Below are 13,483 nucleotides of genomic sequence, written 5' to 3'. Positions count from 1 at the left end.
TTAGATAGGTTCCTCCTCGACGCTTCCCGACCCTTTTCACAAGCGGGGGCGCTAAGAGATAAGGGGCCCTTCCGGTTTTAGAGTGCGTTGATCCTGGTTTGCAGCTGTCCGGAGTGGATCAGGGACCGCAAGATGTAGTGGTTGAGGTTCCTGAACCCGAGTGCGATGCCACGCAGGTGCTCCAACCGTCCGTTGATGGCCTCGACGGGGCCATTGGAAGCGCCGGTGTCGAAGTACGCGAGGATCTCTGCCCGTCGTTTCCACATCGTCCGGCCCAACTGCCCCAGCTCCTGGACCCCGGCAGGGAGATCTTTCCGGATCCGACACATGATTTTGTACATCCACCTCTTCCCGACCCGACGGTCAGGATGCTCATAGGCTGCGGTGATGTCCTGATACGTCCAGTGCGTGACATCCACAGCCGTGTGCCGCTCATCAGCGAACACCGCGTCCAGCTTCGCCTTCTGCTTGTCGGTCAGCAGTCCCATCCTGGTCAACAGGATCCGCCGCACCCCGTACAACGGGTCGCCTGACCTGCCGCGATGCCCGCATGTGTCCTGCTGGATCCGCTGCCGGGTCATAGTCAGCTTGTCAGCGGCCAGATGCACCACATGGAACGGATCCATCACCTTCCTCGCTTTCGGCAACTGCTCGGTGGTGGCGGTGTGGTAGCCGGCGAATCCGTCCATCGACACGACTTTCACCCGGTCGCGGAAGGACTTCTCCCGGGCGGCGAGCCAGCGGCGCAGCACCTCAGCGGATCTGCCCGGCACCATGTCCAACAGCCGGGCGGGCCCGGTGCCGTCCACGTTCGGCGTCAGGTCGACGATGACGGTGACGAAACCGGGAGTACCGTCGCCACGGCGGTGTTTCCATTTGTGCTCATCGACCCCCAGCACGCGGACTCCGGCCAGGTGGGTGGGGTCAGCGTAGATCAGCTCCCAGGCCTGTTCGAGGGCTACCTGGTTGACCAGATCCCAGCCGATGTCCAGGGACTTCGAGATCGCGGCAACGCTCATGCGGTCAATCGCCAGGCGCTGGAGGATCCAGCGGGTGCAGCGGTCGGTGAGCTTGGCTTTCGGTTTCGCGCACACGAGTTGCTGTTGAAAGATCTTTGTCGCACAGGCGGTGTTGGTGCAGGTGAACCGGGGTAGCCGGATCCGTAACCGGGTGGGATGCCCGACGACGGGCAGGTCCACGAGTTCACGGATCCGGTGATCACGCAGCCGGCCTTTCATCCCGCAGGCCGGGCAGGAGGCATCCTGTTCCACCGGGCGGCAGGTGATCCACGTGTGGCGCTCATCGATCGCGGCGCCCGTGATGGTCAGGCCGAGTTCAACGGTCCGGATGATGGTGTCAGCAATAAGAGACGTAGAATCGGGCATAGGTCCTCGGGGCGAAAGATGGTTGTGTAGGAACTTTCATCTTCGCATCGGGGACCCCTATATCTTGTGGTGGGTCCCGATCCTCATGCTGGCTCTCTCATCCCGGCTACGCACCCCAGATCCGGAAGAGCCAGATAGGCTCTTCACGATTTAGAGTGCGTTGATCCTGGCCTGAACTGGCTCTTCACGATTTAGAGTGCGTTGATCCTGGCCTGCAGCTGCCCAGAGTGAATCAGGGACCGCAAGATGTAGTGGTCGAGGTTCCGGAAACCCAGGGCGATGCCGCGTAGGTGCTCGAGCCGGCCGTTGATCGCCTCGACCGGACCGTTGGACGCCCCGATATCGAAGTACGCCAGGACATCCTCACGCCGACGCCACAAGGTCCGACCCAGTTGCGCGAGCTCTTCCAGCCCCTTCGGTAGGCCCTTACGAATGCTGTTGATCACCCTGCTCATGAGCTTCTTGCCCTCCGACTTCTGCGGATGCCCGTAAGCCGCAATCATGTCCTGGTAGAACATCCAGGTGACCTCGAGTGCCACGTACTCATCGTCGGTGGCCCACAGCAGGTCGAGGCGTTGTTTCTGCCGCTCGGTGAGGTAGTTCGTCCTGGTCAACAGCGTGCGACGGTGCTTGTACAACGGATCGTCCTTGCGCCCACGCCGCCCGGAGGTCTCCCGTTGGAGCCGCTGCCGGCAGCCGGTGAGTTTGTCGGCTGCCAGATGCACCACGTGGAAGGGGTCCATGACCTTCCTCGCCTGCGGCAACACCTCATCGACTGCGGTGGCGTAACCGGTGAAGCCGTCCATGGTCACCACCTGCACCTGCTCCCGGAAGCCAGGGTCGCGTTCCTGCAGCCAGGTGCGCAGCACCTGTGCACTGCGGCCGGGGCGCATGTCCAGCAGTCGGGCAGGCCCACGTCCGTCGACCAGGGGTGTGAGGTCGACGAGGATGGTCACCAGACTGGATGGCTGACCTGGCTTTCGGGTGTGCTTCCATACGTGCTCATCCACCCCGAGGATGCGCACCCCGTCCAGATGCGGAGAGTCGTCGTAGACAAGCTTGCGGCAGGCCTCGAGGGCGACCTGATTGACCAGCTCCCAACCCACGCCGAGTGCTTTCGCGGTGGCAGACACGCTCATCCGGTCTATCGCCAGGCGCTGGAGGATCCAGCGGGTCACCCGGTGGGTGAGTTTCGCTCCGTCATCGGCGCAGGGACCTGACCCCTGTTTGGTAGACACCCGACAACCCGGCTTTCTGCCGGGGAGGAAAGGTAACCTGCCACCATGCCGATCAAGACCTACACCGAGGAGTTCCGCCGCGACGCGGTCGCCCTCTACGAGAATTCCCCCGGCGTATCGATCAACGCCCTCGCCGCCGAACTCGGCGTCAACCGCAACACCCTCCAGATCTGGGTCCGCAAATACGGCACCGGAGCCCGCACCAGCAGCTCGGATTCTTCCTCCAGCTCTGACACACCGACCGTGGTGACCGAAGCGGAACGCATCCGCCAGCTGGAACGAGAAGTACGCAGACTCCGGGAGGAACGCGATATTCTGCGCAAGGCCGCGAAATATTTTGCGGAAGAGACGACCTGGTGATCCGCTTCCAGTTCGTTGACGACGCCAAGAACAGCCATTCGGTCAAGCGGTTATGTGAGGTTCTGAAACTCAACCGGTCCTCGTACTACAAATGGAGAAACACCTCCTCCGCCAGGACACAACGCCTGCTCAGCGACGCGATCCTCGGCGCACGGGTCAAGGCCGTGTTCGCCGCAGAACGCGGCTGCTACGGCTCCAAACGCATCACGGCGCAACTCAACGACGACTCGCCCGGCAGCCCGGTCAATCACAAGAAAGTCGCCCGGATCATGCGCTCGTTGCAGCTGGTTGGCTACTCGAAGAAGCGCAAGGTCACCACGACTGTCTCGGATGGGAGGAAGCCGGTGTTTCCGGACCTGGTGGGGGAGGAAATTCACCGCCCCGGCACCAAACCAGGTCTACGTCGGCGATATCACGTACCTGCCGATCGCGGACGGGTCGAATATGTACCTCGCCACCGTCATCGACTGTTTCTCCCGCCGGCTGGCCGGCTTCGCGATCGCCGATCACATGCGTACTTCCCTGGTCCAGGACGCCCTGGTGATGGCCAAGGGTCAGCGCGGAAGTCTCGACGACGCAATTTTTCACTCGGACCATGGCAGTGTCTACACTTCCCATGCGTTCCAGGAGACGTGCAGAACGCTGGGGATCCGGCAGTCGATGGGCGCGATCGGCAGCAGCGCTGATAATGCCCTGGCGGAGTCCTTCAACGCCGCGTTGAAGCGTGAGGTCCTCCAGGACGCGAAGACGTTTGCCAATCAGTTGCAGTGCCGGCGAGATGTTTTCCGCTGGTGTACCCGCTACAACACCACGCGTCGGCATTCCTGGTGCGGGTATCTCGCTCCAGCAGTGTTTGAAGAGCAATGTCCTGTTACGCTGAGATCTGCTTCCTGATCACATCCCCCGTGTCTACTTTCCGGGGTCGGGCCCCAGCTGAGTGTGGCCTGGAAGATCTTCCTGCCACAGAAGGCATTCGTACAGGTGAAGCGGGGCACGCGGACGTGCAGACGGGTCGGGAACCCGACCACCGGCAGATCGACGAGACGGCGAAGGACGTGGTCGCGAAGCTTCCCGGGTCGGGAACATTCAGGACAGGCGTTGCTCACGGCCACCGGTGTGGCGTCAATGACGGTGATGTTTCCGGCGTCGGCGGCACCGGTGATCGTCAGGCCGATTTCCGCGGTACGGCAGATGGTATCGGCCACGAGGTTGCCAGTAGTAGGCTGCACAGTAGGGTCCTGGTTCGGTTGGATGGAAGCGTCGTAACTCTCATCTTGTACCGGCCAGGACCCCTACATGTTGTGCCACCCCGAACCCCACCCTGGACTCACCTACGCACTCCGAAACGCGAAGAGCCAGTTTATTCTGCGTCTGTCCCTCAAATTTATTCTCTTATTTTTCGTAGCGCCCCTTGTTTGTAGGGAGAAATGCTGTTGCCTACAGCAGATCTTCTTTTGAGGCGGACATTATCAATGCACTTGCCCGGGACCCGCTGAAGCCAAGGATCTTTAAAAACGGGGGTAAGGATTGATCCTCATTACTAATAAGGTTTCAAGGTATTAGGTATCTCTTCTACACCTCAGAGTGGTGAGTGGCAGGTGTTCGAGGGTAGTGCAGGCGCTTGGTTCGGGAGATCGTGCTCAGCACCATCGCATGCAGCAGCCCACCGACTACCGGCCCGGCGATCAGCGACAGGCCCACCCGGATCTCCAACGGAAACGGCAACACCCACAGCGCCGTAAAAGCCATTACCGAGGCTGCCACCCATCCGAGGACATACCAACGATGCTGCTCAAGGGCCAAGGTGGCGGTCCCAGTAATCATCAGGCAACCAGTGCACGCGGAGGCGAAGGTTAGCGCCGCGAGGATGACACCGGGGACTTCATAACCTGGCTTGAAGAAGGTGGCCAAAATCCACGGCCCGGGTCTGCTGCACGATCAGGTGACAGTGGTTAGTCACGCAGCCTGATCGGCTGGTGTGGTCATGATTGTCTCGAACTCGATCGGGGTCAAGCGGCCTAGGCGGTCCTGTCTGCGGCGTCGGTGGTAGGTCCTCTCGATCCAGGTAACGATGGCGATCCGGAGCTCTTCTCGGCTGGCCCATGCGCGGCGGTCGAGGACGTTCTTCTGCAGGAGTGCGAAGAAGCTCTCCATGGCTGCGTTGTCCCCGCACGCACCGACGCGGCCCATGGATCCGGTCATGTCGTGAATGCCCAGAGCGCGCACGAATTTCCGGCTACGGAACTGAGACCCGCGGTCGGTGTGGACCACGCAGCCGGCCACGTCGCCGCGGCGGGCGACCGCGTTGTTGAGGGCAGCCACGGCTAGGCGGGACTTCATCCGCGAATCGATCGAGTACCCCACGATCCGGTTGGAGTAGACATCCTTGAACGCACAGAGGTAGAGCTTGCCCTCATTGGTCCAGTGCTCGGTGATATCGCCGATCCACAATTCGTTCGCGCCATCGGCCTTGAACTCGTGCCGGGTTCTGCCCTCCTCATCGGTGACGGCGCAGAGGTCATCGTGGACCGGTGGGCCGGGCTTCTTACCGTTCTTGCCGCGTTTCTTCCCGAACACCGACCACCAGCGGTTGTCTGAGCAGATCCGCCACGCAGTGCGCGCTGCCATCGGTTGACCGAGATCGCGGGCCTCATCCACCAAATAGCGGTAGCCGAACTCGGGATCATCCCGGTGGGCGTCGAACAAGGCATTGGCACGGTAAGCCTCATTCAGCTCTGCATCGGTGATCGGGTCCGCCAGCCACCGGTAGTAGGGCTGGCGAGCAAGATTGAGCACCCGACACGTCACCGTGACGGGGACACCGTCCACGGCCAACTCACGAACGAGCGGGTACATCATTTTCCCGGCAGATTGGCCTGCGAGAGATACGCCGCGGCACGGCGGAGGACCTCGTTCTCCTGCTCCAAGAGACGGATCCTCTTCCTGGCGTCGCGCAGTTCAGCCGACTGAACCTGAGTCGAGCCCAACACTTCACCGTCCTCGAGGTCAGCCTTCTTCAGCCACGAGTACAGGGTAGTGAAGTGGACCCCGAAGTCCTTGGCGATCTGGGAGAGCTCGACACCGGGCTCACGATTCCGTGCGACACGGACAACGTCATCGCGGAACTCTTTGGGATAGGGCTTGGTCACGGTGTACATCCTTCCAGCCCAACCATCTGATTAGGCTGCTCGGTTGTCACCTGATCGTGCAGCAGACCCCCCATCAGCCATGCTGCTGCCCCACCGGCCAGACCCAGTCCCAGCACCGCAAGAATCGGCCGGGCCAGCGCTCCGAGGATGTGCTCCCGGTTATCCACGAAACGAACGATGAGAGCGGATTGGAAGCGCTGTAAGGGAACGAGGATTGGTGCCCGGGTGAGCATCACGGCGTTAATGATGCCGGCGACAGTCACCGTGGTGCTGATATCCGGCCCGGGCGCAAGCTTCACGAACGCGGGGAAGCCGGTGATCAACACGGCCGAGGCCCCGGTGGCTAGCATCGCAGATCCCGCCCGTCGAGCCAGCACGCCTGGAGACACATCGACCGGAGCATGCAGCCGTGCACGCACCTGCGGGGACATGCCCAGGATAACCAGCCAGCTCAGTGCGCCGATGATGGTAATCAGGAGAAAAGCGGGCATTCCCCATCCCAGTTGCCATGCCACGAGGGCTAGGAGGAGGCGAATTCCTGAGTCTAGGGCTATCAACCAAGAGTACTGCCGCCACATCTTCAAACCTGACAAGACACCGGAGAGAACAGCCTGGAAAGCATAGCTCATCAGGCCAAAGGCGAAAAAGGCAGTAGCTATCCCCCCATCCCCTGAATGGCTCATTAATGTCGGCATCCAGAGCAGTCCGATACCTGCCGCTATAACCAGGGTGGCCCCACCCACCCAGATTCCCAGCAGCCAGGGACGCCCACCCTGAATACGCCCCGTTCCCTTGGTAGAAGACACGCCTCGAGCGGTTTCTTGCATGAGCCCGTCGAGCAACCCGGTGGCGGCGAAGAATAGTCCCCAGTAAGCCTGAAATTCGTCGGCCTGTTCCACCTCCAGTGCCCAGGTGGCCACGTACAGGATCACGAAGCCTGCCAGCCCCGCGAAGACCGTGGCGAGACCCAATGACCTCATCGTGGCATCACCCCGCCCACCCAGATTGCACTGTGACGGGAATCAAGGACACACCTAGTAGCAGTTGGGAAAAGCATTACGAGTTCGGGTTCTTCCCCTGCGGTGCGGTGCATCTCCACTCTCTTTCAGGACGTCAGACTCTCCGGCGCATAATTGCCACGCGTTTTTTAGAAAGCATCAGGCTAACAGACCGAGATCTAGCCCTCGGAAAACTTTTTGATCCTAGGGATGGATCAGATAGTGACCGCTAGGACGTGACACAACTTATAAACAGGGGAATAGATATTTTTTGGAAATTAGATGCTCTAGATAAATTCTGGTGCTAATAGATAGGCTCAAGAAAAATCGCTCCAGAAGCTTTCTAGAGAAGCGGTAGGTGAGAGTTCCTCAAGCCGGGCTAGTTCTTTCCCGTATCGTACCCACGTTCCCGGTCACACGATGCAGGTCGACTGGGCGGGCACGAAGATGGCCGTCTTTGACCCCATCACCGGGCGCAAGACCAAGGTGTCGGTGTTCGTGGCCTCGTTGCCGTACTCCGGGATGGTCTTCGCCCGCGGTTATCTCGATGAGAAGTCCCCGAACTGGTTGGACGCCCACCAGCAGGCCTTCGAGTTCTTCGGCGGTATCCCGCAGGTCGTCATCCCGGACAACGCCTCCACCGCATCCAACCAGATCGCTCGTGGGGACCGGGCCCGGGACGTCAACCGCGCCTACCGGGATTTCCTCGAGCACCACCGCACCGCTGCGGTACCGACCCGTCCCGTAAAACCACAGGACAAAGGCAATGTCGAAGCCGGGGTCAAGGTCGTGACCAACTGGGTGATCGGCCGGCTCGCGGGCCAGCGATTCGCCAGCCTGGATGACCTCAATACTGCTGTGGCCGACCAGGTCACCGCGATCAACACCAGAACACCGTTCCGCGGACAGCAGATCAGCCGCAAGGATCTGTTCGATGAGTATGAGCGGCCGGAACTGCTTGGGCTGCCGGAGTCCCGCTGGCAGCCGGTGACCTGGCGGAAATCCAAGGTCAACCGTGATTACCACATCGAAATCGCCACGGTGAAGTACTCGGTGCCCCACACCTTCGCCGGACGCCACGTTGATGTGAAGATCACCGGCGACCGCCTGACGGTCATGTGCGACGGGGACATCATCGCCACCCATACCGTCTCCCCGCGCCAGCATGTCTACGTCACCGACCCCGATCATGTCCCCGATCAGCATCAGCAGTCCTCGGACCTGTGGTCCAGGGCGTATTTCCTGCGTCAGGCCCACAAGGTCGGTCCCCACACCGTCGCCGCGATCACCAGCGTGCTCGATGCCCGCCCGATCGAAGCCCAGGGGTATCGCACCTGCCTGAACATCCTCGCCCTGGGCAAGGGCGACAACAAGGCACTGCTGGAACAGGCCTGCCGGCAACTGGTTGACGCTGATTCCCCGCGGGCGGTCAGCTACACCGCGGTCAAGCAACGCCTGGCGGCCTTGCGGGCCCAGGTCCACGCCCGGCCCACCACCACAGATGCTCCGCCGCCGCCGGCCCCACGCATCGACCCGGCCCCGGGCTCACGGGACACCCGCGGTGCGCACCTGGCCGGCCCTGAGCACTTCAGCCTCGACGCTCTACTGGGAAAGACGGATCCTGCCCACGATGAAGGAGGTCAGGTGTGATGGATCGACACCTCACCGACGCCGACATGACGTTGTTCACCCAGCTGCGGATGACCGCCTTCGGGAAAACCGTCATCGACCTGGCCAACGACCCCGCCTGCGATGAGTGGACGTTCTCGCAGAAGATCTTCCACGCCCTGGATAAGGAGATCACGGCCAGGGAGCAACGTCGGACCCAGAAACTACTCAAGGCATCCAGATCGCCAAACCCTGATGCCTGCGTAGAAGAAATCCGCTACCTTCCCGACCGCAACCGTGGGTCGTGAGCTAATCGCACGGCTGTCCAGCTGTCAATGGATCGATCAGACCCACAACCTGGTCATCCTGGGGAAATCCAGTGTCGGCAAGACCTACCTCGCGTTGGCGCTGCTCAACGCCGCCTGCCGGAAGTTCTACACCGCCCGGTTCTTCAGACTCGATGATCTGGCCAACCAGCTCGCGGTCATGGACCCCGCGTCGCAGAAACGGCTGGACTTCCTCACCGACCTGCACAACTGCGACCTGCTGGTCATCGATGACTTCCTGACCACGCCCATCAACCAGCACACCGCCGCGGAGCTGCTCAACATCCTCGCGGCCCGGGACGGCCGTGGCTCGACCCTGGTCACCTCCCAGTTCGAGCCGCAGGACTGGTACAAATCCCTGCATGACGCGGTGATCGCCGAATCGATCCTCAACCGGATCGTGGTAGGCGCCGAGATCGTCGCACTCGACGGGCCGAACATGCGCCGGCACCTCGCCGACGCGCAATAGCCCCGCCGGCACCCGGACCAAGCACCGCTATCCGGTGCTCATCCGGGTGCTATCGGATCGTCAGAACGCTGCTACTGGAAGCACGTCCCAAACAGGCTGCAACGGGAGACTACCGGACGCCGCGGACGCAAAGATGATCCGCTGTATAAGTACCGTCGCACGCTGTTGACCAGGACGAACTACTGAGTATTCGCAGTTGCGAAGGCCACCCGATCATGCGGTTGGGGGCCAGCGGTATTGCCTGCGGGGGCCGGTGACCGTAGGGATGGGGGCCACCGGCCGACGCTGGGTGTTTCCTACTGGTTCATCGTGACGTGCTCCCGCATGTTGTGGGTGCCGGTGTCGACCCAGATGGTGTTGTGCACGATCCGGTCCATGATCGCATCGGCGTGCACCCCGGATCCGAGCCTTTGATGCCAGTCCTTCTTGGCGTATTGGGTGCAGAACACCGTCGATGCGGAGTCGTAGCGACGCTCGAGCAGTTCCAGCAGCATGCTGCGTATGGCCTCATCCGGATGATCCAGCAGCCACTCGTCGATCACGAGGACAGTGAACGCGGCGTACTTCTTGAGGAACTTCGTCGCTCCCTGGGGTTTGTCGCGTGCGGTGGCCCAGGCTTCCTCCAGATCCGGCATCCGGATGTAGTGCGCCCGATACCGGTGCTGGCAGGCCTGCTTCGCCAGCGCGCACCCCAGGTAGGACTTCCCCGACCCGGTGAAGCCCTGGAACACGACATTCTGGTGGCGTTCGATGAACCCGCAGGTCGCCAAGGTAGCCAGCAGGTTGCGATTCAGTCCTCGTTGCTCGACCAGGTCGATCCGACGCAGATCAGCAGCCGGATAGCGCAGGCCGGCCCGGCGGATCAGCCCGTCGACCTTGCCGTGGGTGAAGGTGGCATACGCCTCATCGACGATCAGTCGCAGCCGCTCCTCGAATCCCATCCCCAGGACGAGGTTCTCGTCTTCGGCGTCGATGGCCTCCAGCAGGGCGGTCGCGCCCATGTCGCGGAGTTTGCGTTTGGTTTCCATGTCGATGCCGCTCATTTCACGTCTCCTGCGTAGTAGTCGGCGCCGCGGACAAATCCGCCTTCCTCCACCGGTTCCTCCCGGGGTGGACGCTGCCGGGCGGCCTGATCCTGTCCGGTGGCCAGGATCGGGTGCAGGTGCACGTACCGCGGGGACCGGACGGACCTGACCCCTGTTTGGTAGACACCCGACAACCCGGCTTTCTGCCGGGGAAGAAAGGTAACCTGCCACCATGCCCAGCAAGACCTACACCGAGGAATTCCGCCACGACGCGGTCGCCCTCTACGAGAATTCCCCCGGCGTATCGATCAACGCCCTCGCCACCGAACTCGGCGTCAACCGCAACACCCTCCAGATCTGGGTCCGCAAATACGGCACCGGCGCCCGCACCACCACCAGCACCGAGGCCGCCTCGCAGACCCCGACATCGGTGACCGATGCCGAACGTATCCGCCAGCTGGAACGGGAAAACGCCCGACTGAAGGAAGAGCGCGACATCCTGCGCAAGGCCGCGAAATATTTTGCGGAAGAGACGACCTGGTGATCCGCTTCCAGTTCGTTGACGACGCCAAGAACAGCCATTCGGTCAAGCGGTTATGTGAGGTTCTGAAACTCAACCGGTCCTCGTATTACAAATGGAGAAACACCTCCTCCGCCAGGACACAACGCCTGCTCAGCGACGCGATCCTCGGCGCACGGGTCAAGGCCGTGTTCGCCGCAGAACGCGGCTGCTACGGCTCCAAACGCATCACGGCGCAACTCAACGACGACTCGCCCGGCAGTCCGGTCAATCACAAGAAAGTCGCCCGGATCATGCGCTCGTTGCAACTGGTTGGCTACTCCAAGAAACGCAAGGTCACCACGACTGTCTCGGATGGGAGGAAGCCGGTGTTTCCGGATCTCGTCGGCCGGAGGTTCACCGCCCCGGCACCGAACCAGGTCTACGTCGGCGATATCACGTACCTGCCGATCGCGGACGGGTCGAATATGTACCTGGCCACGGTCATCGACTGTTTCTCCCGCCGGCTGGTCGGCTTCGCGATTGCCGATCACATGCGTTCTTCCCTGGTCCAGGACGCCCTGGTGATGGCCAAGGGCCAGCGCGGAAGTCTCGACGACGCAATTTTTCACTCGGACCATGGCAGTGTCTACACTTCCCATGCGTTCCAGGACACGTGTACGCAGCTGGGGATCCGGCAGTCGATGGGCGCGATCGGCAGCAGCGCTGATAACGCCCTGGCGGAGTCCTTCAACGCCGCGTTGAAGCGTGAGGTCCTCCAGGACGCAAAGACGTTTGCCAATCAGTTGCAGTGCCGGCGAGTTGTTTTCCGCTGGTGTACCCGCTACAACACCACGCGTCGGCATTCCTGGTGCGGGTATCTCGCTCCAGCAGTGTTTGAGGAGCAATGTCCTGTTACGCTGAGATCTGCTTCCTGATCACATCCCCCGTGTCTACTTTCCGGGGGTCGGGCCCGACATGCCCGGCCAGCGCCAGCCTGCAGGCGTCCTCGACCCGCTCGGCGGAATACCGCCGCGTCAACCGCAACACCGCCAGGGCGGCATTCAGGCCCTGCTCGTCGACGGCCACCGATTCGAAGATCCGGTTGACCACCACCGTCGCGGACGGACCCACCCGGCCTGCCCACTCCCGCACGCGCGGGGCGTCCCACGGCTGGTAGCGCTCCCCGGCGGGTAGATCAGCGTCGTTGGTGCGGTACTGATTGGCTGATCCCTCGGGAAGCAGCACATGGCTGCTCACCCTTTGCTGGCCGGAGTAGACCTGCAGCACCCGGTCGGTGATCCGCAGATCCACACCCGTACCGATATGGGTGACTGGCACCGAGTAGAAATTCTTCTCCCACACCACGTGCCCGTTGCGCCCGACCCTCCGGCCGTAGACCCACCGGCTGATCTCATAGGCGACCTGCGGAAGCCCGGTCAGCAGGGGGTGTTCCTCGGTGGTGAAGACACTGGCCCGGGAGCCGTCCCGCTTCTGGAAAGGCTCGGCGTTGTAGGCCGCGACCTGGTCGGTGACCGCGGCCGTCAGCTCCGGAAGCGACGTGAACTGCTGGTCACGTAGCTGCGCGATGACCCGCATCGCGACATGCCAGACAGTATTTTCCACGCTCGGTTTGTCCTTCGCTTTGCGCACCCTGCCCGGTAGTACGGCGGCCGAGTAGTGTGCGGCCATCTCACGGTAGGCGTCGTTGAGGACGATCTCACCGTCGCGGGGATGTGTGATCACTCCGGTTTTGAGGTTGTCGGGCACGATCCGCGGTACCGATCCGCCGAAGGCGGTGAACATTGCGACATGGGCCCGCAGCCAGGACTCCTGCGTCATGTCCAGGCTGGGGTAGACGAACGAGTAGCGGCTGAAGGGCAGGCACCCGACGAACAGGTACACCGGCCTCGGGGCGCCGCTGACAGGGTCGAGAAGTGTCATCGTCGGCCCGGACCAGTCGACTTCGACGCTCTGGGCGGCCTTGTGTCCCACCCGCGACGCTGCTCCCGTGACCAGGACGTGGCGCTGGTAGGTCCGGCAGAACCGGTCGTAGCCCATCGCCGGGGCTCCGGTGGCGACGCATTCATCGGTGTACTCGCCGTGCAGCAGCTTCAGGGTCACGCCGACCCGGGCGAGTTCCCGGTGGACGTTCTCCCAGTCCGGCTGGGCGAAGATGCTGTGGTGCTGTCCCCGGCCCGGGAACAGCAGGTCATAGACCTCGTCCTCGGGACGCTCGGCGACATCATCCCAGCTCACACCCGCGGTGTCGGCTGCTTCCAGCACAGCGGTGATGCTTTTTCGGGACATACCCTGTGACGCGGCGATCGTGCGTCCTGACAGGCCCTCGGAGCGTAGCTGGAGTATCAGCTTCGCTCTGATCTTTCGTACCATTGGCTTGCTCCTTCCGCCGTGTGCCCTATACA

Annotated in this window: 10 protein-coding genes and 4 pseudogenes; 5 read left to right on the top strand and 9 right to left on the bottom strand. The window is 62.1% G+C overall.

Features of this window, described 5'->3' with window-relative positions; all coding sequences use genetic code 11:
- Positions 1 to 77: 77 nt before the first annotated feature.
- Together QP029_RS13755 and QP029_RS13750 are read right to left on the bottom strand one after the other, a co-directional pair.
- Positions 78 to 1,385, bottom strand: a complete 1,308-nt coding sequence (locus QP029_RS13755; RefSeq protein WP_284874802.1) for an ISL3 family transposase — start codon at positions 1,383 to 1,385, stop codon at positions 78 to 80.
- 191 nt (positions 1,386 to 1,576) lie between these two features.
- A pseudogene (locus QP029_RS13750) lies at positions 1,577 to 2,662 on the bottom strand (ISL3 family transposase); the annotation flags it as partial.
- 6 nt (positions 2,663 to 2,668) lie between these two features.
- On the opposite strand from QP029_RS13750, the pseudogene QP029_RS13745 reads away from it, so the two are divergent.
- Positions 2,669 to 3,877, top strand: a pseudogene (locus QP029_RS13745) (IS3 family transposase).
- A gap of 38 nt (positions 3,878 to 3,915) precedes the next feature.
- On the opposite strand, the pseudogene QP029_RS13740 reads toward QP029_RS13745, so the two are convergent.
- The 4 genes and pseudogenes from QP029_RS13740 to QP029_RS13725 form a co-directional block, all read right to left on the bottom strand.
- Positions 3,916 to 4,212, bottom strand: a pseudogene (locus tag QP029_RS13740) (transposase family protein); the annotation flags it as partial.
- Positions 4,213 to 4,555: 343 nt separating this feature from the next.
- Complete coding sequence (locus QP029_RS13735) at positions 4,556 to 4,894, bottom strand: hypothetical protein (protein ID WP_284874801.1); 339 nt, start codon at positions 4,892 to 4,894, stop codon at positions 4,556 to 4,558.
- Positions 4,895 to 4,939: 45 nt separating this feature from the next.
- Positions 4,940 to 6,132, bottom strand: a protein-coding gene (locus tag QP029_RS13730; protein WP_432418662.1) for an IS3 family transposase whose coding sequence is annotated in 2 segments (ribosomal slippage) — positions 4,940 to 5,845 and positions 5,848 to 6,132 — 1,191 coding nt in all. Because the reading frame shifts where the segments join, the coding sequence is not laid out codon by codon here.
- Entirely contained in the window at positions 6,129 to 7,103 is a 975-nt protein-coding gene (locus QP029_RS13725) for a hypothetical protein (protein ID WP_284874800.1), read from the bottom strand. The genes QP029_RS13730 and QP029_RS13725 overlap by 4 nt, the downstream gene beginning before the upstream one ends.
- 447 nt (positions 7,104 to 7,550) lie before the next feature.
- On the opposite strand from QP029_RS13725, the gene istA (QP029_RS13720) reads away from it, so the two are divergent.
- The 3 genes from istA (QP029_RS13720) to QP029_RS13710 are packed head-to-tail and all read left to right on the top strand — an operon-like array spanning position 7,551 to position 9,533.
- Positions 7,551 to 8,780, top strand: a complete 1,230-nt coding sequence (gene istA, locus QP029_RS13720) for an IS21 family transposase (RefSeq protein WP_284874799.1) — start codon at positions 7,551 to 7,553, stop codon at positions 8,778 to 8,780.
- Positions 8,777 to 9,046 (top strand): ATP-binding protein, encoded by a 270-nt coding sequence (locus QP029_RS13715; RefSeq protein ID WP_489886005.1) that lies wholly within the window; start codon positions 8,777 to 8,779, stop codon positions 9,044 to 9,046. Before istA (QP029_RS13720) ends, QP029_RS13715 begins: the two co-directional genes overlap by 4 nt.
- Positions 9,036 to 9,533 carry an ATP-binding protein gene (locus tag QP029_RS13710; protein ID WP_284874798.1) on the top strand — a complete coding sequence of 166 codons (498 nt, stop codon included), beginning with the start codon at positions 9,036 to 9,038 and terminating at the stop codon, positions 9,531 to 9,533. Before QP029_RS13715 ends, QP029_RS13710 begins: the two co-directional genes overlap by 11 nt.
- Positions 9,534 to 9,829: 296 nt before the next feature.
- Here QP029_RS13710 and QP029_RS13705 read toward each other — a convergent pair whose 3' ends face one another.
- Together QP029_RS13705 and QP029_RS13700 are read right to left on the bottom strand one after the other, a co-directional pair.
- The gene (locus QP029_RS13705; RefSeq protein ID WP_284874266.1) at positions 9,830 to 10,576 is read right to left on the bottom strand and encodes an ATP-binding protein; all 747 of its coding nucleotides are present in this window, start codon (positions 10,574 to 10,576) and stop codon (positions 9,830 to 9,832) included.
- Positions 10,573 to 10,701, bottom strand: a complete 129-nt coding sequence (locus tag QP029_RS13700; RefSeq protein ID WP_284874797.1) for a hypothetical protein — start codon at positions 10,699 to 10,701, stop codon at positions 10,573 to 10,575. Before QP029_RS13700 ends, QP029_RS13705 begins: the two co-directional genes overlap by 4 nt.
- Positions 10,702 to 10,790: 89 nt before the next feature.
- Between QP029_RS13700 and QP029_RS13695 the strand changes: the two genes are divergently transcribed.
- Positions 10,791 to 11,995 (top strand): IS3 family transposase gene (locus QP029_RS13695; protein WP_284874050.1). Its coding sequence is split into 2 segments (ribosomal slippage): positions 10,791 to 11,088 and positions 11,088 to 11,995, totalling 1,206 coding nucleotides; the frame shifts between segments, so codons are not numbered across the junction.
- Positions 11,996 to 12,044: 49 nt separating this feature from the next.
- Here QP029_RS13695 and istA (QP029_RS13690) read toward each other — a convergent pair.
- Positions 12,045 to 13,451: pseudogene (gene istA / locus QP029_RS13690) on the bottom strand (IS21 family transposase); the annotation flags it as partial.
- Positions 13,452 to 13,483 lie beyond the last annotated feature (32 nt).

The organism is Corynebacterium suedekumii, from assembly GCF_030252185.1.
GTDB classification, from domain to species: Bacteria; Actinomycetota; Actinomycetes; order Mycobacteriales; family Mycobacteriaceae; genus Corynebacterium; species Corynebacterium suedekumii.
Note: the sequence above shows the minus strand (reverse complement) of the source record. Positions and strands in the feature narration are given on the sequence as shown.